This window comes from Saliphagus sp. GCM10025334 (assembly GCF_042663485.1).
In the GTDB taxonomy this organism is placed as follows: Archaea; Halobacteriota; Halobacteria; order Halobacteriales; family Natrialbaceae; genus Natronosalvus.
The window spans coordinates 643,483-666,072 of the sequence record NZ_JBHTAF010000003.1 but is presented as its reverse complement, the minus strand read 5'-3'; the positions used below and the strand labels follow the sequence as shown (position 1 = coordinate 666,072).

Here is a 22,590-nt window from a genome sequence, read left to right as displayed (position 1 = left end):
CTCAGGCGAACTCCTCGCCCCACCGCTTGTCGTCGTAGGTTCGCCGTTCGACCGTCTCGAACTGCGTCTCGAGGGCTTCCCGGAGCGAACGCTTTTCGGACGCGTTGATCCTGGCGAGTTCGTCGGCCTTCTCGATGGTCTGTGGCGGCCCGCCCGCAATCGCGACGTCCTGCAGCAACTGCCGGGTGAGTCGGTCCCGGCGCTCCTCGTCGCGAACGACCCCGTACGGCGCTTCCACCCGGTAGACCAGGTCGTCCCGCGGGTCGTAGATCACGAAGAACGTCACCTCGTAGGCATCCAGGTCGAGGTCCCGGTCGACGCCGAGCGCGTCGCCCTCGGGTGAGAGGGGTCTGTCGACGCCGCCGCGCGAGCGAAACCAGCCGGTGTAGGTCAGACTCTCGGTGTCGCGCTCCCAGCGCTCGCCGTCGACGTCCGAGACGTACTCGCCGCGCTCGAGGATTCGGGTGAAGAACGTCCCGTCGTCGCCCCACGGTGCCTCGATGTCCTTCGACTGGACCGCGCGCGTGATCGCCCGCGTCGCCGGGTTCTTGACGAAGCCGACGAGCGGGACGTCCCGCTCGAGGAACGTCTCGACCAGTCGAACGTAGTTCTGGACGACCTGTTTCGGCCGGGCGTTCTCCTCGAGAAACGTCGCGAGGTCCGGGTGCTGGTCCGACCACCGGAGGAGCCCTCGCGGGTAGAGCGGCCCGTCGAGGATCAACAGGTCCGAGACGTTCTCGGCGTGAGCGAGGGCGTGCTCGCTCTCGGCGAGGTAGAGCGCCAGTGCGTGGACGATGCCCTCGGCGAACCGCGGCAGCCGTTGCTGGACCTTGATCGCCCGCGAGCGACTGTACCCGTCGTCGAAGTCGTCCCACGTTTCGTCGACGTGGGCCGTCTGATCGCTCGAGTGGACCGTCGCGATCATCGTCCGCGAGCGGTGGAGGTCGAGTGAGGAGGGCGTCGCACTCATCGCTGCCTGGGCGATGTCGATCACGAGGCCGTTCTTGAACACCGTCGGATTGATCGTCCCGGCGTCCAGGCCGTGTTCGGTCGCGAACGGCCGGTCACAGAGGGCGATGGCCTCCCGGTCGACGAGGTGTTTCGAGACAGAATCGAGTGGCTCGAGGACGAATCGGCCGTCGCCGTCGATCAGGGGGTCGAGAAAGTCCGCCCAGACCGTCTCGGCGAGCGCCCGGTGGTCGCGCTCGTCAGCCCCGTGATCGATCCGTCGCGCGAGTCGCGCGATGCCGTCGAAGTGGACCGGATCGAGTGTCATGCTCGATTCCACCGAGGCAATCAGCAAAAAGCCAGTGGTCGCTCGCGCGAGTAGCCGCATCGACAGCGGAGACAGCAGCGGTCCAAAGCGTGTCAACAAAACAGCTATGAACGGTGCTAGAGAGGTCGGTTACCCTGTTTTGAAGGGAACGGCGGTACTCGCCAGTTCGTACGTTACACACCTATCTGTGTAACGCTCGAGCCACGACCGACCATCGTCGAAGACACCGAAAGCGATCCTCGTCGGACGCGAACGCTTGCTGGAGTTCGGCTTCGCGTTTCGTGACGCAAGAAGATGGGGTGAACCAACCCCCGGTATCCGGTTCGGCTCATCGGTCGACGCTCGACGAAGCCCGAGTGTCCCGAAACCGCTAGATCGACGTGATCCGCGTGTACTCCTCGTCCAAGGCGGCCGCGTCCTCCGGAAGCAACGCCGTCACGAGCGTCTCCGCGTACTCGCTGAAGTAATCGACGAGCCGGGCGATCCGATTCGAGTCGATGGCCTCGAGCGAGTCCAACAGCATGAACGGCACCTCGTCGTACACCTCGTGGACGAGGTAGCCAGCCAGCGCGAACACGAGCCCCGTCACTTCCCGTTCGCTCTCGCTCAGGTGATCGATCGTGTCCTCGTAGGTCCGTCCGTCGTCGGCTTGACGAACGATGTGTAGCTCGAAGACCGGGCGGTCGACGCGCCGTCGTCCCTCCTTGACCGTCCGCTCGGTTCGCTCGATCCAGATGCGCTCGAGGTTCTCGTACTCGAGGACGTCGAGCACCGAGGCCATGTGGTCGTTGAACGCCTCGACCGACTCCCGCTCGATGCGGTCGATCCGAGTCCGGAGGTCGGTGAGTCGTTCGGACGCGCGCTCTCGCTGTGATCGCAGGTCGTCGATGCGGCCGATCTCGGTCTCGGCTTCCTCGATCTCGTCCTCGACGTCCGCGAGGTCGTCCTCGAGCCGATTCAGGCGGAACTCGAGTTCGGTCACCTCCTTCTGGTGATCGAGTGTTTCGCTCTCGCTCTCCTCCTCGAGTTCGTCGACCGTTTCCTCCAGGTCGTCGATGCGCTCCTGGAGTTCGTCCTCGCGCTCGTCGAGCGTCTCGAGCCGGTCGCGCCGTTGCTCGAGTTCGTTCTCCGTGCTCTCGATTCGCTGCGTCAGCGTCTGTCGGCGCTGGTTCGTCTCCCGTGCCTCTCGTAACGTCGATTTTCGGTCGTCGATCTGGCGCCGGAGTTCGTTGCGTTCCTGGACGTGTTCCTGCCGGAGGGAGCGAAGGCGCTCGATCGTCGACTCGATCTGGTCTGTTTCGACCGTAGAGCCACACGTCCAGCAGATGGCCGTGTCGTCCTCGAGCAACTGTTCGGTCACTGCCCCGCCATCGGTTTCGGATTCCTCACCCTGCAGTGCCTGCGTGATCCGCTGGTTCGTCCCCTCGAGCATCTCCTCGTTGAACTGGATGATGCTCTGCAACTGGTTCGTGCTCGAGTCGAGCGTCGACCGCTGGTCGCGAAGCGTCTCGAGTTCCCGTTCGAGCGCGTCGGGATCCGTTTCGAGGCCGTCGGGAAGCTCCTCGAGTTCGTCCTGCATCTCCTCGAGCTCGGACTCGAGGGTTTCGATGCTCTGTTGTTCGGTCTCACGCTGGAACTGGACGTCCTCTAGGTCGTTTCGTGCCGACTGGAGTTCGTCGAGTTTGGCCTCGAGTTCGTCGTCGTCGGTCTCGGATTCGTCCGCGCGCGAGGCCTCGAGGTCCGCGCGACGTTCCTCGAGTTCGGCTTCCGTTTCCTCGATCTCTTTTCGGAGCGACTGTCGACGTTCCTCGAGCGAGGGAAGCGACGATTTGAGCGACGTGAGCCGGTCGATCTCCTCGTCGAGGCGCCGTTTGTCCGCTTCGGCCTGGGAGATTTCGGCCTCAATCTCTTCGACGTCGATCGGCCGCATGATGACCTCGCGGAGGTCGTCTTTTTGGCTGACGGCCTGCCGTGCGGTGTTCGACTCGAGCAAGAACGCGAAGAGGTTCGCCAGCGTCGGATCCTCGAGATAGGGGTCGCCCGAACTGACGATCCCCCCTTCCCGCCGTTCGAAGTGGCGTTCGTAGGTTTCGCCCTCGAGCTCGAGCGTCACCGAGCCGTGGTCGGCGTCCGCCTTCAAGGAGACGCGGTCGCTCCCGAGTGCGCCCATGATCGATCGAAGGAAGGAGGTTCGGTTCGTCGCGTTTCGGCCCGTGAGGACGTTCACGCCTGTCGTCAGTTCTACCGTCGTCGAGTCGATTCCGCCGATGTTTTCGACGGACACTCGTGGCTGTCCAGTCGTCTCACCTGCGCTCATTGGCCCCACTTGGGGCACCACGTATTTATATGCCATCGTCTATCGCTCGCTTCAGCTGGCCAGCGATCGTTGGCTCTGGACCCTGGTCACTCGAGCAGGTTGCTCACTCGAGCAAGCTTGTCACTCGAGCGGGCTGGTTACACGTCAGAGAACCGGTCGATCACTCGCGACGGATGATCGATCACTCGCGACAGCGACAGCCGCCGCGGTCGAGGAACGTCGCGACGTCGTACTGCTCCCCGCACTCCTCACAGAGGACGTTCACGTCGACGAGCACCGACACGGACCCGCTCTCGAGGAGGTCCGTCTCTCGGTATCGCTTCACGGTATCCTCCGTGACCGCGGTCAACCGACTCGAGAGTCGCTGGATGGACGCCGCATCCCGCTCGAGGCGATCCTCCGGGGTCGTCTGGCTGGAGGGCCCCTCGAGTTCCCGGTCGCTCGTCAGGTAGGTGTGAATCGCCTGGTGGGAGACGAACTCGCGCCGGAGGGCGTCGACGTCGATGCCGGCCCGCTCGAGTTCGCGTTCGGCCTGGGTTCGCATCCCGGCGCTCACGTCGTCGTCGGTGAGGAGTCGGTACGTGTTCTCGACCTCGCCGTCGAGCGGCGACAGACCGGCGCGAGTCATCCGCTCGCCGAGGAGCCGTTCGTTGAACCGTCTCGCCAACTTGCGAAGGCTCTCCCGTTCGTACCCCTTCCCGAGCCAGCGCTGCTCGAGTTCGAGTCCGAGGCCCTCGAGGTCGTAGGTCTCGAGCAGACGTGCGACTTTAGTCGGCATACGTTCTCTGCCTCCGGACGAGTCGGTCGATCATTACCGGGTATGGGTGTGTCCGGTACGTGAAAGTATCGGCTGGGACGGGTCCGTGAGATTGCGTAGCTGAGACGTGGTCAGTGAGCCGACCGAAACTAGAAGCGTTCCAGACGGAGACGTGTGAGAACGTAGAGACGTACGTGAAACGAGGCGATTGCTGACAGTTAGTCCCGGTCCGGGAGTCGGTCGGAGAGTCGGTCGAAGCGATCCTGCAATCGGTCGCGGCGGTCGGCCTCCTCGTCGGGGCGGTACCGCATCTCGCGAACGGCTCCGTCCTCGAGAACAATCTCGAAGACGGCCCCCTCGTGGCGACCGTCCTCGGGGAGTGACTCGAGGTCGAGTTCGAGTTGCCGGCGTTTCGTAGCGTCTTCGCCGTCATCGGCTTCGGTGGCTCCGCCGCTGTCGGCTTCGGTGTCTTCGCCATCGAGTGTTTCGTATTCGATGCCATCGACGTCGTTGCCGTGTTCGTCGTTGTCTTCGCCTTCGTCGCCGGCCTCGGTCTCGAGCAGCAACACCGCGATCGATTCGTCGACGATGCGGTCGAGGACGGCAGTGACAGTCGCACTAGTCATGGGAGTGAGAGTACCTCCGTTGGGAATCCGGTCAGGCGTTGGGCCAATCGCTCGGACGTCTCCGTTTCATCGGTCGAGAACTCCTCGAGGAGGACGTGTCCGTCCGTTGGACCGGACCGCTCCGTCTCTACCGCGATCGATTCGCCATCCGTGGCGACGACCACGTGTCCGTGGACGCCCGTCCAGTAGGTTTCGGTTCCGCGCTCGCCGAAGGCCGCGAGCACCTCGTCGTGTGGGTGTCCGTACTGGCTCTCGAGGGGAGCCGAGACGACCGTCACGTCGGGATCGACGACGTCGAGAAACGGCGACGACGAACTGGTCGACGACCCGTGGTGGCCAGCCTGGTAGATCTCCGCCTCGAGGTCGTCGCCGTGGCGTTCGACCAGACGCGATTCGACCGCGCGTTCGGCGTCACCAGTCGTCAGGTAGGAGACGTCGCCGTAGGTCACCGTCAGGACGACGCTGTTGTCGTTGAGTCCGTCCCCGTCGTCCGGGCCCTCAGCAGGCGGGTTGTAGAACTCGATTTCCGCCTCGCCGAAGTCGACGGCGTCCCCTTCCCGAACCTGAAAGAGGTCGACGTCGTGTTCCTCCACGGCGTCCAGGTAGCGCTCGTAGGTCTGGCTCGTCGAGACGACGCCGGAGTCGTAGACGGCGCCGACGCCGTCGCCGTTCGTCTCGACGTGCTCGATCACCGCGGCGTGGCCGCCGATGTGATCGGCGTGGGCGTGGGTCGCGACGAGGTGGTCGACGCGGTCGATTCCCCGCTCCTCGAGGTAGGCGATGACCTGCTCACCGTCGTCTCGCCAGTCGCCACTGTCGACGAGCATCGTCTCCCCCGATGGCTCGATCAGCAGGGTTGCGTCGGCCTGTCCGACGTCGATGTGGTGTATCTCGAGTGTGCCCGTCTTCCGATCCGTTTCGCTGTCGTTGGAGTGATCGTCGCTGTCGTCAGTGTCGCCACCGTCTTCGAGTTCGCCGCCGTCTTCGAGTTCGCCGCCGTCGTCACCGTCTCCACCATCGACGTCTCGAGGACCCGTCGACGTCCCGAAGTCGAGACAGCCGCCGGTAACGAGCACGACGACGACGAGTATCAAAAGCAGGAGACGAACAGATCGCACGCGTCACCCTTCGATTCGAACGCATATGGACCTTGTCGTCACTGCAGGATGGTTCCGCGGCGACTACCAGTCGACGCTCAGCGTGCCGTCGCCGTGTGGATCCGGCGCGATCTCTTCGTCCGTCCGGCGGTCGATCACGTGGATACAGCCCTGGTCTTTCTTCGCCGGGCAGACCTCGGCCGCGCGGACGTTGTCCTCGAGGTCGTCCTCGCCGATGAAGTACGAATTCGGCCGCGCGAGACTCGTCTGGAGGTCCATCTCCCAGTTGTCGCTCACCTCGGCGCACTTGCCCGCGCCGAAGCACTTGTTCGCCTCGAAGATTATCTTGTACGGCTTCTCGTCGACCGGCGGCCCATCGCTCGAGCCGACGTCGCTGGGGCGTGGCCGTCCTTCGGCCTCGTCGGTTTCAGCGGTCTCCTCGCGTGCGTCGCTCATATCGTCACCTCGGGAGGCGACAGTCTTTCGCGTTACGGTTTCGAGGGGTGCGATCGACCCCGCGATCGATCTTACCGATCGACGGACACCGACTCGAGAACGATGTCGCGTTTTGGCTTGTCGTTCCCGTCCGTTTCTACGGAACCGATCTCGCGGACGACGTCCATCCCGTCAGTCACTTCGCCGAAGACGGAGTGGCGCCCGTCGAGGTGGGGCGTCGCGTCGAGGGTGATGAAGAACTGCGAGCCGTTCGTGTTCGGGCCGGCGTTAGCCATCGAGAGGGTGCCGGGGCTGTCGTGGGTGAGATCGTCGTGGAACTCGTCGTCGAAGGTGTAACCGGGGCCGCCGCGGCCGGTGCCGGTCGGGTCGCCGCCCTGGATCATGAACCCCTCGATGACGCGGTGGAAAGGGACGTCGTCGTACAGCGGTTCGTCGGTGACGCGCTCGTCGGTCTCCGGGTCGGTCCACTCGCGCTCGCCCGTCGCGAGGCCGATGAAGTTCCCGACCGTTCGGGGCGCTCGCTCTTCGAACAGTTCGACGGTGATGTCGCCTTCGCTCGTGTGAAGCGTCGCTGTCGGATTTGCCATACCACGGCCGACGAGGGGCGCGGTGAAAACAGTGGTGGTCTCGACTCGAGGCGTCGAGAGTCAGAACGCGCGCAACTCCTCGAGCACCGCCGCTGCGCTCCCGTCGTCGACGACCGCGCGGGCGCGATCGAGGCCGACCTCGAGATCCTCGACGTCGTCACGGGCGAGCATCCGGAACGCAGCGTTGAGCGCGACGGCGTCGGCGAAGTGGTCGTCGCGCTCGCCAGCGAGAACCGCCTCGGTGATCGCCGCGGAGTCGGCGTCGACGTCGTCGACGGCGAGGTCGTCGTTTTCCATCTCCATGCCGTACTCGGCGGTCTCGATTTCGAAGTCGTCGAACTCACCGGCTCGCCAGTCGGCGACTTTCGTGTACCCGGGGCGGATGTCGTCGTAGCCCTCCATCCCCTGGAACATGACGACGCGGGAGAACTCGAGCACCTCGCTCTCGGCGACGAGGTCGCACATTTTCTTGGCGAACGCAAGGTGGTAGAACGAGCCGAGGTGGACGTCGGCGTTGGCCGGGTTGGCGACGGTCTCGATGGTATTGACGAACGTGCGAACGCCCATCTGGTCGCGTCGGTCGTACAGCGCGTGAACGCCGGGGTTGAAGGCGGGCTGGTAGTAGAAGCCGAAGCTGGTCTCGTCGACCATCTCGGCCGACTCGGCGGGCTCGAGCTCCGTCCGGACGCCCAGTTCGTCGAGGACGTGCTTGTACGCCGTGCCCTTCTGGGTCGGGACGCGGTCGCCGGAGTGGGCAACGACGGGCGTTCCCGTGGCGGCGGCGACGATGCCGGCGGCAACGCCGAGGACGGCCGTGGTGTGCTTGCCGTCGTAGTTCGCCCCGCAGTCCACGGGGTCGCAGTCGGGTTCGGCTGTCACGACGCTCTCCTCGCGCATGACGTCCGTGAAGGCTGCCAGCTCCTCGGGTGTGTTCTTCTTCCAGCGGTTCGCCAGCCAGAACGCCCCCAGCGTAGTCGGGTCGGGTTCGTCGGCGAGAATCCGTCGGAACGCCTCTCGAGCCTGCTCGCGGGTCATGTCGTCGGCGGATTTGGGACCGGAGCCGACGATTTCGGTCATCAGGCGTTTCAGCGGCCACTCGCCGAAGTCCTGGGTAGCCTGGGCCATGGATCGAGGTTGGGATGGGGCGGGGAAAAACCTCCCGTTTGGTCCGGTCGAAGCGGCGTGGTGGCCGACTAAGTTAGAAACGAAAGCGATCCGAAGCCGCTCACGGCGCCGTGCTCGACTCCCGACGACCCGTGAACGCCGTCGGCTCGAGGCGACAGAACGCAAAGTCAATCTCTCGGGGATGAGTCCCGAAGATGTCGATCAACGGAATCTCGACGCGTTCGAGGCCCTCGAGGGCGTCGGTGCCGACGTCGTCGCGCTCGATGACCTCGAGGCGGTCCTTCGCGACGACGCTCCACCACTCGTCGTTGGCGTCATAGGTGACGAACGAGACGGCGTGGCCGTCGAACGTCTCGAGCGGGTGCTCCGGTGAGGTCGCCAGCCGGAAGTAAAAGGTCTATTCGACAGGGTCGTAGCCGTAGGACACTGGCACCGTCCGTGGCGGTTCGTCGCCCTCGGTCGAAAACGACAGCACGCCCGTGCCGCCGGTGCCGAGCGCTGACGTCCGTTCGGCCTTCTCGAGTTCGGCGACTTCGATGCGGGACATACTCCCAGTTCGTGCTCCGAGGGGATAATTCCCGCGTGGTCTGGGTGTCTCGCTCGACTGCGGGACGAGTCCGGAGAAACCGGTCTCGAGTACCTACCAACCCACACTCGAGAAACCCGAAAGCGATAGGTGCGGGTCGTCCCTACTTCGACCAATGAGTTCCACTCGATCGGCCGCGGACGACTGGCGCGAGACGATCGACGAGACGGACGCCGCCATTATCGACGGCTACCAGAGCGGGTTTCCGATCGCCGAGCGTCCATTCCGCGTCGTCGGCGACGCCCTCGAGATCGACGAGGACGAGGCCCTCGAGCGCGTCCGAGGCTTGCGCGAGGCCGGGATCTTCCGTCGCTTCGGTGCCGTTCTCAACCCGCCTGTGATCGGATCCTCGACGCTCGCGGCCGTCAAGGCGCCCGAAGATCGATTCGACGAAATTACCGAGGTGATCAACGACTACCGCCAGGTCAACCACAACTACGCCCGCGACCACGAGTGGAACATGTGGTTCGTCGTCACCGCCGGCTCCCGGGAGACGCGGGACCGCATCCTCGAGGAGATCGAGGAGCGAACCGGCTGCACTGTGTTAGTGCTCCCGATGCTGACGGATTACTACATCGACCTCGAGTTTCCCGTGGTGAACGCGGACAGTTTCGCACGGGAGAGCCTCGAGGACGGCACCGACGCCTCCGCAACTCGGATCAGCGAGGACGCCGCGGGCGATCTCTCGCCGTTCGACGCTGCGCTCTTGCTCGCGATCCAGGACGGGTTCCCGCTCTCGAGGACGCCCTACGGTGACATCGCGGCGGAACTCGCGGTCGAGCTCGAGCGCGACGTGTCCGTCGAAGAGGTGCTCGAGGCCGTTTCCCGCCTCCAAGACGAGGGCTGCATCAAGCGGATCGGCTGCATCGTCAACCACGTCGTCACCGGTTTCGACGCCAACTGCATGGTCGTCTGGGACGTTCCAGACGACCGGCTGGACGAGTGGGGCGAGCGCGCTGGTTCGCTGCCCTACGTGACCCTGTGTTACCACCGACCGCGACGACCCGACCTCGAGTGGCCCTACAACCTATTCACGATGATCCACGGGCGCGACCAGGCCGCCGTCGACGCCAAAATCGACGAACTCGCCGGGGAGTACCTGCCGGTCACCCACGAGCGCCTGTACTCGACGGAGACGTTGAAACAGACGGGAGCGCAGTACGAGGCGTTAGTCGAGACGTCCTGAGTGAGAATCTCCGTTTGGAAATCGTGGTTTTGGAGAGTTCGGTTTCCTTCTCATCGAGCATCGCCAGACCTCGAGCGACGGTCAGACGCCCTGGCCCATCAGGTGACTTCGCAGCACGTCGGCGTCCTTGTTTCCGGCCCCCGTGTTGAGGATCACAACCGTCGCGTCGTCGTCGAACGCCCCGCGCTCGCCGAGCTCCCAGGCCCCGCTGGCCGCCGCCGCGCAGGTCGGCGCCATCTCGAGGCCCTCGCTCTTCGCGACGGCGACGGCCGCCTCGAGGATCGCGTCGTCGTCGGTCGCGACCGCGCCGCCGTCGCTCTCGCGCAGGGCCTCCAGGATCCACGGGCTGGCGCCGGGATTGGGGATCTCGATGCCGCCGCAGATGGTGTCAGGATACTCGACGGGATCGTGGCGCTCGCGGCCGTCCTCGAAGGCCTCGACGATCGGCTGACAGCCCGTCGCCTGAGCGGCGTACAGCGCCGGCACGTCGTCGATGAGCCCCAGGTCGCGGAACTCCTCGGCCGCCTTGTACATTCCCACGAGGCCGACGCCGCCGCCGGTCGGGTAGACGATGGCGTCGGGGACCGCCCAATCGAGTTGCTCGACGATCTCGTACAGCATCGTCTTCTTGCCCTCGTGGCGGTAGGGCGTCACGAACGTCTTCACGGAGTACCAGTCGTCGTGTTCGGCCATCGCGTCGGCGTAAGCCGCGCCTGCGTCGCCGATTCGCCCGCCGACGACGGTCATGTCGCCGCCGTGGACGTTCACCATCGCCTTGGTCGTGAAGCCCGCTCGAGACGGGAGGAACACGTGCGAGTCGATGTCGGCACGGCCGGCGTACGCGGCGGCGGCCTGTCCGGCGTTGCCCGCCGACGCCAGCGCGACGTCGCTCGCACCGTGCTGGTTCGCGGCCGTCATCGCCAGGGTCTGGCCGCGGTCCTTGAACGTCCCCGTCGGGTTTCGGCCCTCGTCCTTGATCAAGACGCGGCCGACGCCGAGTTCGTCCGCGAGTTTCGGACAGTCGACTAACGGCGTCGCACCCTCGTCCATCGTCACCGCCGACGCCCGGGTAAAGGGGAGCAGTTCCTCGTAGCGCCACATCGAGTCGAACGGGCGAGCCTCGAGTGTCTCCCGGTCGAGGTCGACCGCGTCGTAGTCGTAGGTCGGGTCGAGGATGCCGTCGCAGTCGGGACAGCGATGGGTTCCAGTTTCGGCGTCGAACGACGCCCCACAGTCGATGCACTCGAGGCCGACGAACGCGTCCGTGGTGTCCATACCGGCCCTTGTGACGGCGAGACCAAATCCCTGTCCATCGCCTCGGGTCTCGTCTCTTTCCTGCGACCGGTAGCGAGCGAGACAGTCGGTCGAAGTCGGACGAACCTCATTCGTGCTCGTCGATAGAACTAAGTATCTGCCAATTGAAAGTATAAATAAGTGGTAAATTCAATATAAAAACAAGAATTTTCACGGAGAACCATCTATCGTCAAACGCTATGCGAGCCAACGACGTCACACTCGAGGTCGGCGAGAGCAGCTATCCTGGGCGGTTTCACGTTCCGGACGCTTCCACCGACCAGGGGGTACTGATGGTTCCCGGTGCGGGTCACGGGCCGTTCGGCGATATATTTCGGGTGTTTGCCGAAGAAGCCGCCGATGCGGGATACTCGGTGGCCAGATTCGAGACGTGGCCGTTTCCGGACGACCTCGAGAAGAGCGACGCGGAGTTCGAGGCTGAACTCGAGGCAAGCGTCGAATTTCTCCGTTCACGCGGTTGCGAAACGATTACCGTAATCGCGAAGAGCTTCGGGGGGCGAGTGGTGCTCCAGCACCGTCCAGAAGCGGTCGATCGGATGGTACTCTGGGCGCCCGCAATCAAGTTCGGCGAGCACGACGAGTACCCGTCGATAACCGCCCCAGAGTTGGCAGAATTCGACAGCCCGGTGCGGCTTCTGCGTGGCGACGAAGACGACGTCATCTCGAAAGAAGACGCCGAAAGCATCGCCGAACACGTTCCGGACGGAGAACTGGTCGAATTACCCGACGAGGACCACTCCTTCCTCCGTGATCATCGTCACGTTATTGACGAGACGATGGCTTTCTTACCGGCATCCGACTCCTGACCTGGTGGATCCCGCGAGATGGTGCTCAAATGTGCTGTCTACAATCTTCGTCGAACGGTTAGACATCCGTAAAATCGACCACAGTCTCTCGGTTTCCCCTCCTCGACCGAGTGAGTGAAAACGCCGAAATCAAGCCCCGTCTAGCGATCCTACGAAGCACTGTATTCAGCACGACCGCTGAAACGTATCATCAATCACGGCTTTCAACAGGTCACCGATAGTAAATAGTTTGACAAACAACTAATTTTAGGCGTCGCTTCCCGAGCCGAGCACCATCCGCACGTCCTGCGGATCGATCAACCCGCTGGCGAAGGCGAGTCCGGCCCAGACGACCACGCCGACGGCGATGCTCGCGAACAGCATGCCCAGACTCGAGATGAATGGCTCGAGGACGACGACCAACAGTCCCATCACGCCGGTGATGGCGACGATTTTCCCGACCGTCGCGGCGAGTTCCTCCAGGTGCAGCGAGAGTTCGGCGTGGACGACGTAGAGGTTCACGCCGACGTAGATCGAGTGGGTGGCGATCGTCGCGATGGCCGCGCCGACGACGCCGAGGGTCGGGATCAGGGCGACGTTGAGCCCGAAGTTGGCGAGGGCGGTCCCGCCTTTGGCCATCGCTCGAGCGCGGGCACGTCCGAGATAATCGAGGCTATCGCTCGTGAGGTTCGTGATCGCCTGCAGGACGACGAAGGCACAGAGCACCTGCAACACGGGGACGGCGCCGGCGTAGTCGCCGCCGAAGACGAGGGTCACGAACGGGTCGGCGACGATGGCCAGGCCGACGGCCGCGGGCACGTAGAGCAACAGTGTGTTCGTCAGCGCCGTCTCGTAGAGCGTTCGGGCGTACTCGATGTCGCCAGCGGCCTTCTGTTCGCCGAAGTTGGGCGAGATGGTGAAGCCGAGGGAATCCGCGGGCGCGAGGACGAAGTCGACGACCTGCTTCGCGAGGGTGTAGAAGGCGACGGCTACCGGGTTGAGGAAGAACCCGACGAGGACGATGTCGATCTGTTTGTCGATGACGTTCGCGCCCCGCGTCGCGGTGAGGGGGACGCTGTACTCGAGCACCCGGCGGGGGAGCCCCGGTTCGAACGACGACGCTCGCTCGAAGGTACGATAACACTGCAAGTAGAGGACGGTGATCCCGAAGACGGCGGCGACGGCGTAGCCGACGACGTAGCCGAAGAAGGCCCCGAGCGCGCCGAAGCCGGCGACGACGAACGCGACGGCGAACAGGAGCCGCGAGACGCCGCCGATCGCCTGGACGGCGGCGCTGTACCCGAGCATGTTGAACCCCTGGAAGGTGATGATGGCGAGACCGTGAAACGACATGGCCAGGACGTAGACGGCCCCGGCGGCGAGAAACGGCGCGACGGCCCCGTCGCCGAGCACCGCGGCGATCCGATCGTGGCCAACGAGCAGGATGACCGAGACGGCTGCGATACAGAGCACCTGCACGGCGACGGTCAACTCGAGGACGCGAGGAATCTGGTCGGGGGCTTTCTCTCGGTACTCGGCGAGGTAGCGGGCGGCGGACTTCCCGAGCCCGCCGCCGGCGATCAACTGGACGACGCTCAGCACGCCGATCGCCCAGAACAGCGTTCCGTAGCCGTCGGGATCGAGGAGGAATCGCGCCAGAACGACCATCAACAGCGCGCTCGAGCCCATGTAAATCGCTCGAGCGACGAGCATAGCCCTGAAGCCGCGGACGATGTGATCCAGCGTGCGTGAACTCATTGTGTGGGTCGTGATAGTGGGAGACGATGTATGGCTGGTGACAGTGGGTGGGAGACGGTGTATGGGTCGTGACTGCCGGGGGAGACGGCAGCGTCGCGAGGCGACCGTCGTTCGTTCGACTGGTCGATTCTGACTCTGGTTTGTGGCGGTCGACGGTCACCACGAGGCGACCCAGCGATCGACAGTCGGCGTCGAACCCACCGGTCGCTCGAGTCCAATGCCTGGATAGTGGTTTGTAATGCGGTCCGTTCGCCCTCGAACGAACGGACTACCGCCGGGGGGTTCGAGAACGCCTCTGGCCGTCAGTGGGGGCTCGAAACCGACGCTCGACTCCGAACGGTAGCCAGTAAGCGGATCCTATACGGAGACGTCGACGAGCTGACGACCGCTTGGCGGCTGATCGTCGCGAGAATCTGAGAGGTCCGATTACTCGAGGTCGACGTCGCCAGGACGGACGACGTCGAGAGAAACTCCCGATGGCCGAATCACGTTCGTCTCCGGATCGTACTCGAGTACGTGCATATCGGCCATCTTGGGAAGGTGATGGTGGTGGAGGGTAGTCGCAACGCGGTCGGCGCCCCCCTCGTCGGGTGCGTCGACTCCATCCTCGCGAGTGGCAATACCGGCGGCCAACTCCTCGAGATCGACTGGTGTAGTCGTTCCGGCGAGAATGTCGAGCACCAGTCGTCGTCTGTCGTCGGCAAGCAATCGATGGCGATCGCTCGTGGTGAGATCGATCGAGCGTGCATGTTCGTCCATCATATTTGGCTGTGACATTGATTCGCTCCAGCCGGCCAGCAACGCAGTTGCCAGCACGTATCGGGCAAACGGCACCGACGGCTGTAAGGTCACACTAGAAGTGATTAGGTTCCAGCCGGCCTCGGTCCCGGCGGCGTAATTCACGTCTCTCTTTTCGACGTGAACGTTACAGTCGGAACCGTCGCTCCCCGCAATTGCTTGCCGGTGACGCGAGAGACTCCATCGACGGAACATTGATGCACGTCACGCTGGTAACCGGTTGCATGCAGCCGAAGCCGCTGACCGACAGCCTTCGCGAGACGCTCGCCGTCTTCGATGGGTCGGGCGAGCCGTGGACGACCCCCGAGGTCGCCGCGGCACTCGATCTCGGTCGGCGAAGTACGTACGCTAGACTCGAACGGCTCGCGGAGCGAGACCACCTCGAGACGAAGAAGGTCGGTGCGAACGCTCGTGTGTGGTGGCGACCGACGCAGACGTCTGCCACCGACGAGCCGCCCACGGACTGGCCGAGCGGTAGCTCTGGCGCGATCGAGACGCTCCTCGAGTCGGTCGAGGAACCCGCCGTCTTCGCGCTCGACGCCGACGGCGTGGTCCGGTTCTGGACGTCGGGCGCCGAACGCACCCTCGGCTACGAATCCGACGCGATCATCGGCGAGCCCCTCTCGATACTCCACACCGACGACGACCGGGAAGCGGGCGTTCCAGAGCGTCACCTAGAGCGGGCGTTCGAACGCGGCTTAGTTCGGGACGAGGGCTGGCGCGTCCGTGCAGACGGGACGCGATTCTGGGCGGCCGTCAAGCTCGAGGCCGTTCGGGACGACGGCTCGCTTCGGGGGTACGCGGTGGTCGTCCACGACATTACCGACCGTCGCGAGCGTGAACGAGAACTGCGCCAGGAGCGAGACCTCACGGAACGACTCCTCGAGACGGCGCCAGTCGGCCTCGCGGTCGCTCGAGCGGACGGGACGGTCGAACGGATCAACACTCGAGCGAGAACTCACCTCGACGTCGAGACCGCCGACGTCTCGAGACTTACCGTCGACGACTTCGGCATCTCCGACATCTCCAATATCTCCGACGCCGACACCGACACCGACGGAAACCCGCCCGCGGCCACGGACGAACCAGTAGCACGGGCGGTCGAGACCGGCGAACCGGTTTCGGATCGACTCGTGACGCGCGAGCGCTCGGACGGAACGCAGCAATGGATTTCGGTCACGGCTACGCCGCTGCTCGAAGAAGGGGCCGTCGAACGGGTCGTGCTCGCCGGGCGGGACGTCTCGAGACTCAAACGAAAGCAACGCCAGCTCGAGCGCCAGCACGAAGAGTTACGAACGGAACTCGACGAGGTGTTCGAACGGATCAGCGACGGGTTCATGGCGGTCGACGAGCAGTGGGAGTTGACCTACCTCAACGACACTGCGGCGGCCACGTTCGACGCCAGCGAGGAGGTGCTTCTCGGCGAACCGATCTGGGAGGCGCTCCCCGGCCTCGAGGGAAGCGACTTCGAAGCCGCGTACCGCGAGGCGATGGACACCCTGCAACCGACCACTGTCGAGGCCTACTATCCGCCACACGATGCGTGGTACCGGGACGTCGTCTATCCGTCCGAATCGGGGCTGTCGATCTACTTCCAGGACATCACGGAGCGAAAGGCGGCCGAAACGGTGCTTCGTGACAGCGAAGAACGCCTCCGTCTCGCGCTCGAGGCCGGCGAGTTGGGTGCCTGGGAACTCGACCTGCAGACCGAGGACTCTCCCGAACGGTCACCTCGCCACGACCACATCTTCGGCTACGAAGAGCCCGTCGACGACTGGAGCTTCGAGCGGTTCCTCGAGCACGTTCATCCGGCCGATCGCGACCGCGTCGAACGACAGTTCGAGGCCGCGTTCGAGAGCGGCGAGTGGTCGTTCGAGTGTCGCATCCTCGGTGCGGACGACGAACGGCGCTGGATCAGGGCCCGCGGGGAGTTCTTCTTCGAGGACGGCGACCCGGTTCGCGCGGTCGGCGTCGTCGCCGACGTCACGGATCGAAAGGAACGTGAGCGGGAACTCGAGCGGTACGAACGCGCCGTCGAAACGATCGACGACGGCGTCTACATCCTCGACGACGATCGCCGGTTTACGATGGTGAACGACGGGTTCGCGTCGATGGCAGGGTACGATCGGTCGGATCTCGTCGGAGAACCCGCCGAAACCGTCTTCAGTTCGGAGTTCGTCGACCTGGCGGACGAGAAGCAGGCCGCACTCGAGTCGGGTAACCGGGAGTTCGCCGTCCTCGAGGAGGACGTTCACCGGGCCGACGGTACCTCGGTGATCGTCGAGAGTCGATTCGAGGTCTTCGAGTTCGACGACGGCTCGATAGGGCGCGTTGGAACCGTTCGAGACGTCAGCGAGCGCGTCGAGCGCGAACGGGAACTCGAGGAAGTGCGCCGGCGCTACCGGACGATCGCCGATCACTTTCCCAACGGTGCCGTCGCCCTCGTCGACGAGGATTGCCGCTACGTCACCTTCGGTGGGACGCCGGAAGGATCGACGGACGTGACCAGAGCGGACCTCGAAGGAGCGCTGCTCGAGGACGCACTTCCCGAGCAGATCGCCGAGGTCGTCGTCCCTCGCTACGAGGCCGCACTCGAGGGCGAGCACTCCACGTTCGAGGAGACGATCGACGACCGTGTCTACCAGTTTTTCTTCACTCCAGTTCGAGACGACGACGGCGACGTGTTCGCGGCCATGGGGATGTCCCAGGACGTCACGGAGCGAAAGCGCCAGCGCGACCAGCTCGAGGCGCTGAACAGTCTGAACGAGGTCGTCAGGGAGATCACGGACGCCGTCATCGACCAGTCGACGCGTGACGAGATCGAGACGACGGTCTGTGAGCGCCTCGCCGCGTCCGATTCGTACCGGTTCGCCTGGATCGGCGATGTCGACGCCAATCAGACCGTCTCCGTGCGGACCGAAGCCGGGGTCGAGGGCTACCTCGACGACATCGTCATCTCCGTCGATCCGAAAGACACCCGGAGCGAGGGGCCCACCGGCCGCGCCCTCCGAACGGGCGACGTACAGACGATGCGAGATATCGAATCCGATCTCCGATACGAGCCCTGGCGAAACTCGGTCGAGCGCTACGACTTCCGGTCGTCAGCGGCAATCCCGGTCTCGAACCAGGGGACGATCTACGGAGTCCTCAACGTTTACGCCGAACGCCCACATGCGTTCGAGGGCCAGGAAGCGGCGCTGATCGAGCAACTCGGCGAAATCGTCGGTCACGCGATCGCTGCCGCCGATCAGAAGCAGGCGCTCATGAGCGACGAACTCGTCGAACTCGAGTTCCGGATTCAGGACATCTTCGCGACGGTCGACGCACCCGTCGAGACGGCGGGAACGATCACGCTCGACCAGGCGGTTCAGATCGAAGACGACGAGTACCTCGTCTACGGTACCGCGACGTCGGACGCGGTCGACGCCGTGACCAGCCTCACCGAAGCCCTCCCCCACTGGGACGACGTAACTTTCCGCTCGGCGGGCTCTCCAACGGGATTCGTGCTCCGCCTGTCCAGCCCACCGGTGCTCTCAGTGATCGCTTCCCTCGGCGGCGTCGTCGAGGGGGTCGTCATCGAAGACGGCGAATTTCGGATGACGATCCACCTCGCCCCGACCGTCGACGTGCGTCGGGTGATCGACGCCGTCGAGGCGTCCTACCCGAACGTCGAAATGGTTAGAAGGCGACAGATTACCCGATCGCACGACGACCCACAGCGTATCCGGCGCCGGCTCGTTGCGGACCTCACCGACCGACAGCGCGCCGCCTTAGATGCTGCCTACCACGCGGGTTACTTCGAATGGCCGCGCGAATCGTCGGGCGAAGACGTCGCAGCGTCGCTGGACGTGGCGGCCCCGACCTTCCATCAACACCTCCGAAAGGCCGAACGGAAAGTGCTCGATTCGCTGTTTTCAGACGAGAGGCGAACCGAAGCGTAACCGATCCATCTCGAGGTGGCGTGAAGTCACGATCGGGCCGTCTGGTTTGGGTGAAAGAGGGCGACCGGTGGCTGGAATACTCGGCGGTCGGTTGCGGGGATACACGACGACGGCTGCACTCGAGCCAGGGTCAGAACGAGTACGAGAACGCGAACTCGATCAGAGGTACGACGCGTCCCAGCGCGTCGCCTTCCGCCGGTTGTCGCAGGAGTTGCAGATGATTCGTCCCATCGAGTCCATCGCGTTGTCCAGCGAGTCACAGTTGCCACAGAACCAGCCGTAGCGCTTGCTCGCCGCCTCGTTCTCGTACACCGTGTAGAAGGGCGCCTTCGATCCGCGCGCTGGCTCCCCGTAGCTCACGTAGCGCATCTGCCCGTCGTCATCGATCGTCTCGAGCGCGCGCCACGCGTCGTCGTCGTGGTCGCTCTCGACGTAGACGTTCTCGGTGTGGGTCTCGTCCCCGACCTCGAGTTCGCGGGAGCCGACTCGATCGAACCCGTGGGTGGCGTAGAACTCGTTGCCGACTTCGTTCGCCTCCAAGACGACGCTCTGAATCTGGTCCGCCCCGGCGTCGAGGAGGGTCTCGCGCGTGCGAGCCAGGAGCCGCGGGCCGATTCCGCTCCCGCGGTGGTCCGGATCGACGTGGATCCACTCGATGCGCCCAACGCCGTGGCTCTCGCCGACGAGTTCGCTCTGGGAGAACCCCACGGTTTCGCCGTCGTCCTCCGCAATGATATACACCTCGTGTTCGCGTTCGACGGCGTCCTCGAGGTCGCCGTACCAGTTCCCGACGGCCTCGTCGATAGTTTCGTCGTCCAGGAAGTGGGTGTAGGACTCGGCGAGCGAGTGCTGTGCGACCGACCGGATCCTCTCGCTGTCTGCGGACGTGGCTTCGCGTAGGTCCATACCCGCCGCTACCACGGCCTCCATGAAAACTTCTTGCTCGAATGACGGCGCGCGAAGGTGTCGAGATGGGAAGACGCAGGAAGGTGTCGAGGCGGGAAACGCGCGAAGGTGATTTACCGAAGGCTGACCACCGGGAGACCGCCGCGAGCGGAAGCAGGTCACATGAGTTTTACCAGTCCCCCTCTTTTTGCCGACTATGAGCGAGGATCGCGCCGACTCGAGTTCGGCCGATGGCGGGCCCGGCGAGGACGTGTTCACCTACAACGGTGGGCGCGTCGACCCGGGTGAGTCGGCGAACATTCGATACGGAATCAGCGAGACCTACCTCGGCGACCCGGTTCGCATCCCCGTGACGGTCATCAACGGCATCCACCCGGGGCCAACGGTCTTCCTGTCGGCGGCCGCCCACGGCGACGAACTGAACGGTATCGAGGTCGTCCGCGAGGTGGCACACGACTGGGACCACGCCGACCTCCACGGGACGCTGATCTGTCTCCCCGTGATGAACGTCCCCGGCTTCCTGGCACAGGAGCGGTACCTGCCGATCTACGACCGGGACCTGAACCGGTCGTTTCCCGGCCGGGAGGACAGCACCAGCGCACGCCGGATGGCCCACCGGATCTTCACGAACTTTATCGAGCCCTGCGACCTCGGCATCGACTTTCACACCTCGACCCGCGGGCGAACGAACATGCTCCACGTGCGGGCGAATATCGACGACGCCGACGTCGAACGGCTCGCGAAGGCGTTCAGTTCGAACGTCATCATCGCTGGACAGGGACCGTCCGGCACCCTCCGCCGGGAGGCGACCGACGCCGGCGTCCCGACGATCACCGTCGAGATGGGGGAAGCCCACCGCTTCCAGCGACGCCTCATCGACCGGTCGCTCACGGGCGTCGCGAGCGTGCTCGCGGAGTTCGGGTTCCACCCCCACTCTTCGGTCCACTGGCCCGGCTGGCGCGTTATCATCGACGACGCGGGCGAGAAGACCTGGCTCCGGGCCGATGCCGGCGGCATCGTCGACATGAAACACTCGAGCGGCGACCTTGTCAGGGAAGGAGAGACAATCTGCGCGATTACCAACCCGTTCAAGGAAGAAGACGTCATCGTCACCGTCGAAGCGCCGTTCACGGGACTGCTCGTGGGCGTGCTCGAGAATCCGGTGGTCTACCCCGGCAATCCGCTGTGTCACCTCGTCAAACTGGACGACACCATCTTGAACGCCCTCGAGCGCGAAATCGAGCGACAGGACCCGTTCTTAGAGACCCTCGAGTAGCCGCTTCTCGGGCGCACCCGAACGTATTCGGTTTCTCGACCGAACCGTCGCGAACGTAGCCAGGCGACCCGCCGCTCGCGGCGGCCAACGCGGCAGGATAAAAGTAACTTCTATAGCCCCACAGTCCAACCCTCGAGATGAGCGCATGAGTCAGTCTTACAATCGCGGCCTCATCGAGGACTTCGGTCGCTGGAAGGAGTTCTCGGCCGGGATGTGGGCGTGGATCTTCCACAAGTTCACCGGGTGGATCCTGATCGGTTACCTGTTTACCCACATCGCGGTGTTGAGTAGCGCCATCTCGGGAGAACAAGCGTACAACAACACCCTCCAGGGACTCGAAGCACTGTTCCTCGTCCGACTGCTCGAGGTCGGCCTGCTGGCGGTCGCCGTCTTCCACATCCTCAACGGGATTCGCCTGCTGATGGTCGACCTGAACGTCGGACTTGAGGTCCAGGACAAGACGTTCTACCTCTCCTTGCTCCTCACGGGCGCAATTACAGTCGCCAGCGTCCCGACGTTCATGACGGAGGTGGGCTTCTAATGGCGGAACGTTACTCCTCGTTCGCACCGGGCGGGACCGCGTGGTTCCTCCAGCGCGTCACGGCGGCGTTCCTGATCGTCGTGTTGGCCTTTCACTTCTTCCTCCTGCACTTCGTCAACCACGCGTGGGAGATCGATTTCGCCGGGACCCAGACGCGTATGCAGGACATCGGCTATTTCCTCACGATGGTCCTGTTCCTGATCACGGCCACGTTCCACGGCGTCAACGGCGTCTACAACGCGCTGGTCAACCAGGGACTGACCGGCACGTCGAAAAGGGTCGTCCTCGCAATCCTCGTAATCGCCGGGGGCGCGCTAATTGCCCAGGGTATCTGGGTCGCACTCGTCATGCGGGGGTTCATGTAATATGAGTACACAACAACAAGAGCAACCGGACGAACCGGAGACGCAGGAGGTACCGGCCGACCAGGAGATGAGCGGCCTGACCTCGCCACAACAACAGCGACTCCAGCGCAAGGACTCTGCACGAGTCGACCGTGAGCGGGCCGCCGAGACCGAAGACTTCGAGGAGGACTCCGTCCACCTCAAGGTATTCCGGTACGACCCCGAAGTCGAGGCCAAGCAGGAACCGCGCTTCGACGACTTCCACGTCCCCTTCACGAAGGGGATGACCGTTCTCGACGCGCTCATCTACGCACGCGACGAGTTCGACTCCTCGCTCACGTTCCGCCACTCCTGTCGCCAGGCGGTCTGTGGCTCGGACGCCTTCTTCGTCAACGGGCGTCAGCGTCTCGGGTGCAAAACGCAAATCTCGGCGCTCGAGCAACCGGTCCGCGTCGAACCCCTGCCCCACCAGGAGGTCGTCAAGGACCTGGTCGTCGAGATGGAGCACTTCTACGAGCAGATGCACGCCGTCGAGCCGTACTTCCAGCAGGAGGACCTGCCCGACGGCGACCTCGAGGAGCAACGCCAGACCCGCGAAAACCGCGAGAAGATCAAGATGTCCAGCCGGTGCATCTGGTGTGGCGCGTGCATGTCCTCGTGTAACATCGCCGCCGGGGACAACCAGTATCTCGGTCCCGCGGCCATCAACAAAGCATACAAGTTCGCGATGGACGACCGCGAGGACGAGGAGATCAAGGAGCACAGACTGCGCATCCTCGAGCAGGAACACGGCGTCTGGCGCTGTCAGACCCAGTTCTCCTGCACCGAGGTGTGTCCGAAGGACATCCCGCTCACCGAGCACATTCAGGAGCTCAAGCGTGAAGCGGTCAAGAAGAACCTGAAGTTCTGGTAAT

General features: G+C 64.2%; 21 protein-coding genes. 8 read left to right on the top strand and 13 right to left on the bottom strand.

Annotated features, from left to right (window positions below; all coding sequences use genetic code 11):
• Nucleotide 1: 1 nt before the first annotated feature.
• The 8 genes from ACFQO4_RS15525 to ACFQO4_RS15490 all read right to left on the bottom strand — a co-directional run bounded on the left by ACFQO4_RS15525 (nucleotide 2) and on the right by ACFQO4_RS15490 (nucleotide 8,241).
• Entirely contained in the window at nucleotides 2–1,276 is a 1,275-nt protein-coding gene (locus ACFQO4_RS15525) for a DNA double-strand break repair nuclease NurA (protein ID WP_500261772.1), read from the bottom strand.
• Nucleotides 1,277–1,646: 370 nt separating this feature from the next.
• A complete protein-coding gene (locus ACFQO4_RS15520; RefSeq protein WP_500261771.1) occupies nucleotides 1,647–3,593 on the bottom strand; it encodes an archaea-specific SMC-related protein in 1,947 nt (648 codons plus the stop codon).
• Between the two features lie 181 nt (nucleotides 3,594–3,774).
• Nucleotides 3,775–4,371 carry a rod-determining factor RdfA gene (gene rdfA / locus ACFQO4_RS15515; RefSeq protein WP_500261770.1) on the bottom strand — a complete coding sequence of 199 codons (597 nt, stop codon included), beginning with the start codon at nucleotides 4,369–4,371 and terminating at the stop codon, nucleotides 3,775–3,777.
• Between the two features lie 197 nt (nucleotides 4,372–4,568).
• Complete coding sequence (locus tag ACFQO4_RS15510; protein ID WP_500261769.1) at nucleotides 4,569–4,976, bottom strand: DUF3006 domain-containing protein; 408 nt, start codon at nucleotides 4,974–4,976, stop codon at nucleotides 4,569–4,571.
• On the bottom strand, nucleotides 4,973–6,094 hold the full coding sequence (locus ACFQO4_RS15505) for a ComEC/Rec2 family competence protein (RefSeq protein ID WP_500261768.1): 1,122 nt from the start codon (nucleotides 6,092–6,094) through the stop codon (nucleotides 4,973–4,975). The genes ACFQO4_RS15510 and ACFQO4_RS15505 overlap by 4 nt, the downstream gene beginning before the upstream one ends.
• Nucleotides 6,095–6,157: 63 nt before the next feature.
• Nucleotides 6,158–6,529, bottom strand: coding sequence for a ferredoxin (locus tag ACFQO4_RS15500; RefSeq protein WP_500261767.1), 372 nt, complete (start codon nucleotides 6,527–6,529; stop codon nucleotides 6,158–6,160).
• Nucleotides 6,530–6,600: 71 nt separating this feature from the next.
• A complete protein-coding gene (locus ACFQO4_RS15495) occupies nucleotides 6,601–7,116 on the bottom strand; it encodes a peptidylprolyl isomerase (protein ID WP_500195278.1) in 516 nt (171 codons plus the stop codon).
• Nucleotides 7,117–7,176: 60 nt separating this feature from the next.
• On the bottom strand, nucleotides 7,177–8,241 hold the full coding sequence (locus tag ACFQO4_RS15490) for an anthranilate phosphoribosyltransferase (protein WP_500261766.1): 1,065 nt from the start codon (nucleotides 8,239–8,241) through the stop codon (nucleotides 7,177–7,179).
• Between ACFQO4_RS15490 and ACFQO4_RS15485 the strand changes: the two genes are divergently transcribed.
• Nucleotides 8,240–8,614: a hypothetical protein gene (locus ACFQO4_RS15485; RefSeq protein ID WP_500261765.1), complete on the top strand. Its 375-nt coding sequence runs from the start codon at nucleotides 8,240–8,242 to the stop codon at nucleotides 8,612–8,614. The two genes, ACFQO4_RS15490 and ACFQO4_RS15485, sit on opposite strands and share 2 nt — an antisense overlap.
• 24 nt (nucleotides 8,615–8,638) lie before the next feature.
• Here ACFQO4_RS15485 and ACFQO4_RS15480 read toward each other — a convergent pair whose 3' ends face one another.
• Complete coding sequence (locus ACFQO4_RS15480; RefSeq protein ID WP_500261764.1) at nucleotides 8,639–8,788, bottom strand: hypothetical protein; 150 nt, start codon at nucleotides 8,786–8,788, stop codon at nucleotides 8,639–8,641.
• 154 nt (nucleotides 8,789–8,942) lie between these two features.
• On the opposite strand from ACFQO4_RS15480, the gene ahbB reads away from it, so the two are divergent.
• A complete protein-coding gene (gene ahbB, locus ACFQO4_RS15475) occupies nucleotides 8,943–10,013 on the top strand; it encodes a siroheme decarboxylase subunit beta (protein WP_500261763.1) in 1,071 nt (356 codons plus the stop codon).
• 81 nt (nucleotides 10,014–10,094) lie between these two features.
• On the opposite strand, the gene ACFQO4_RS15470 is transcribed toward ahbB, so the two are convergent.
• On the bottom strand, nucleotides 10,095–11,288 hold the full coding sequence (locus tag ACFQO4_RS15470; protein ID WP_500261762.1) for a threonine synthase: 1,194 nt from the start codon (nucleotides 11,286–11,288) through the stop codon (nucleotides 10,095–10,097).
• 218 nt (nucleotides 11,289–11,506) lie between these two features.
• On the opposite strand from ACFQO4_RS15470, the gene ACFQO4_RS15465 reads away from it, so the two are divergent.
• On the top strand, nucleotides 11,507–12,133 hold the full coding sequence (locus ACFQO4_RS15465; protein WP_500261761.1) for an alpha/beta hydrolase: 627 nt from the start codon (nucleotides 11,507–11,509) through the stop codon (nucleotides 12,131–12,133).
• Between the two features lie 246 nt (nucleotides 12,134–12,379).
• Here ACFQO4_RS15465 and ACFQO4_RS15460 read toward each other — a convergent pair whose 3' ends face one another.
• The gene (locus ACFQO4_RS15460) at nucleotides 12,380–13,870 is read right to left on the bottom strand and encodes a flippase (RefSeq protein ID WP_500261760.1); all 1,491 of its coding nucleotides are present in this window, start codon (nucleotides 13,868–13,870) and stop codon (nucleotides 12,380–12,382) included.
• Nucleotides 13,871–14,296: 426 nt separating this feature from the next.
• Nucleotides 14,297–14,647, bottom strand: a complete 351-nt coding sequence (locus ACFQO4_RS15455; protein WP_500261759.1) for a DUF7344 domain-containing protein — start codon at nucleotides 14,645–14,647, stop codon at nucleotides 14,297–14,299.
• 245 nt (nucleotides 14,648–14,892) lie between these two features.
• Here ACFQO4_RS15455 and ACFQO4_RS15450 point away from each other — a divergent pair, with 245 nt between their 5' ends.
• Nucleotides 14,893–18,609 carry a PAS domain S-box protein gene (locus ACFQO4_RS15450; RefSeq protein WP_500261758.1) on the top strand — a complete coding sequence of 1,239 codons (3,717 nt, stop codon included), beginning with the start codon at nucleotides 14,893–14,895 and terminating at the stop codon, nucleotides 18,607–18,609.
• A 159-nt stretch (nucleotides 18,610–18,768) separates the two neighbouring features.
• Here the strand turns inward: ACFQO4_RS15450 and ACFQO4_RS15445 are convergent, their stop codons facing one another.
• The gene (locus ACFQO4_RS15445; RefSeq protein ID WP_500261757.1) at nucleotides 18,769–19,515 is read right to left on the bottom strand and encodes a GNAT family N-acetyltransferase; all 747 of its coding nucleotides are present in this window, start codon (nucleotides 19,513–19,515) and stop codon (nucleotides 18,769–18,771) included.
• Nucleotides 19,516–19,711: 196 nt separating this feature from the next.
• Here ACFQO4_RS15445 and ACFQO4_RS15440 point away from each other — a divergent pair, with 196 nt between their 5' ends.
• The 4 genes from ACFQO4_RS15440 (at nucleotide 19,712) to ACFQO4_RS15425 (ending at nucleotide 22,589) form a co-directional block, all read left to right on the top strand.
• A complete protein-coding gene (locus tag ACFQO4_RS15440; RefSeq protein ID WP_500261756.1) occupies nucleotides 19,712–20,791 on the top strand; it encodes a succinylglutamate desuccinylase/aspartoacylase family protein in 1,080 nt (359 codons plus the stop codon).
• 145 nt (nucleotides 20,792–20,936) lie between these two features.
• Nucleotides 20,937–21,332, top strand: coding sequence for a succinate dehydrogenase, cytochrome b556 subunit (gene sdhC / locus ACFQO4_RS15435; RefSeq protein ID WP_500261755.1), 396 nt, complete (start codon nucleotides 20,937–20,939; stop codon nucleotides 21,330–21,332).
• Nucleotides 21,332–21,697: a succinate dehydrogenase/fumarate reductase transmembrane subunit gene (locus ACFQO4_RS15430; protein ID WP_500261754.1), complete on the top strand. Its 366-nt coding sequence runs from the start codon at nucleotides 21,332–21,334 to the stop codon at nucleotides 21,695–21,697. The genes sdhC and ACFQO4_RS15430 overlap by 1 nt, the downstream gene beginning before the upstream one ends.
• Before the next feature lies 1 nt (nucleotide 21,698).
• Nucleotides 21,699–22,589 (top strand): succinate dehydrogenase/fumarate reductase iron-sulfur subunit, encoded by an 891-nt coding sequence (locus ACFQO4_RS15425; RefSeq protein WP_500261753.1) that lies wholly within the window; start codon nucleotides 21,699–21,701, stop codon nucleotides 22,587–22,589.
• Nucleotide 22,590: the final 1 nt, after the last annotated feature.

What these genes read in the sequence shown, in the direction of transcription:
- ACFQO4_RS15525 (WP_500261772.1), bottom strand. Translation starts at nt 1,276, where the DNA reads ATGACACTCGATCCGGTCCACTTCGACGGCATCGCGCGACTCGCGCGA.
- ACFQO4_RS15520 (WP_500261771.1), bottom strand. Translation starts at nt 3,593, where the DNA reads ATGAGCGCAGGTGAGACGACTGGACAGCCACGAGTGTCCGTCGAAAAC.
- rdfA (WP_500261770.1), bottom strand. Translation starts at nt 4,371, where the DNA reads ATGCCGACTAAAGTCGCACGTCTGCTCGAGACCTACGACCTCGAGGGC.
- ACFQO4_RS15510 (WP_500261769.1), bottom strand. Translation starts at nt 4,976, where the DNA reads ATGACTAGTGCGACTGTCACTGCCGTCCTCGACCGCATCGTCGACGAA.
- ACFQO4_RS15500 (WP_500261767.1), bottom strand. Translation starts at nt 6,529, where the DNA reads ATGAGCGACGCACGCGAGGAGACCGCTGAAACCGACGAGGCCGAAGGA.
- ACFQO4_RS15495 (WP_500195278.1), bottom strand. Translation starts at nt 7,116, where the DNA reads ATGGCAAATCCGACAGCGACGCTTCACACGAGCGAAGGCGACATCACC.
- ACFQO4_RS15485 (WP_500261765.1), top strand. Translation starts at nt 8,240, where the DNA reads ATGGATCGAGGTTGGGATGGGGCGGGGAAAAACCTCCCGTTTGGTCCG.
- ACFQO4_RS15490 (WP_500261766.1), bottom strand. Translation starts at nt 8,241, where the DNA reads ATGGCCCAGGCTACCCAGGACTTCGGCGAGTGGCCGCTGAAACGCCTG.
- ACFQO4_RS15480 (WP_500261764.1), bottom strand. Translation starts at nt 8,788, where the DNA reads ATGTCCCGCATCGAAGTCGCCGAACTCGAGAAGGCCGAACGGACGTCA.
- ahbB (WP_500261763.1), top strand. Translation starts at nt 8,943, where the DNA reads ATGAGTTCCACTCGATCGGCCGCGGACGACTGGCGCGAGACGATCGAC.
- ACFQO4_RS15470 (WP_500261762.1), bottom strand. Translation starts at nt 11,288, where the DNA reads ATGGACACCACGGACGCGTTCGTCGGCCTCGAGTGCATCGACTGTGGG.
- ACFQO4_RS15465 (WP_500261761.1), top strand. Translation starts at nt 11,507, where the DNA reads ATGCGAGCCAACGACGTCACACTCGAGGTCGGCGAGAGCAGCTATCCT.
- ACFQO4_RS15460 (WP_500261760.1), bottom strand. Translation starts at nt 13,870, where the DNA reads ATGAGTTCACGCACGCTGGATCACATCGTCCGCGGCTTCAGGGCTATG.
- ACFQO4_RS15455 (WP_500261759.1), bottom strand. Translation starts at nt 14,647, where the DNA reads ATGTCACAGCCAAATATGATGGACGAACATGCACGCTCGATCGATCTC.
- ACFQO4_RS15450 (WP_500261758.1), top strand. Translation starts at nt 14,893, where the DNA reads ATGCAGCCGAAGCCGCTGACCGACAGCCTTCGCGAGACGCTCGCCGTC.
- ACFQO4_RS15445 (WP_500261757.1), bottom strand. Translation starts at nt 19,515, where the DNA reads ATGGACCTACGCGAAGCCACGTCCGCAGACAGCGAGAGGATCCGGTCG.
- ACFQO4_RS15440 (WP_500261756.1), top strand. Translation starts at nt 19,712, where the DNA reads ATGAGCGAGGATCGCGCCGACTCGAGTTCGGCCGATGGCGGGCCCGGC.
- sdhC (WP_500261755.1), top strand. Translation starts at nt 20,937, where the DNA reads ATGAGTCAGTCTTACAATCGCGGCCTCATCGAGGACTTCGGTCGCTGG.
- ACFQO4_RS15430 (WP_500261754.1), top strand. Translation starts at nt 21,332, where the DNA reads ATGGCGGAACGTTACTCCTCGTTCGCACCGGGCGGGACCGCGTGGTTC.
- ACFQO4_RS15425 (WP_500261753.1), top strand. Translation starts at nt 21,699, where the DNA reads ATGAGTACACAACAACAAGAGCAACCGGACGAACCGGAGACGCAGGAG.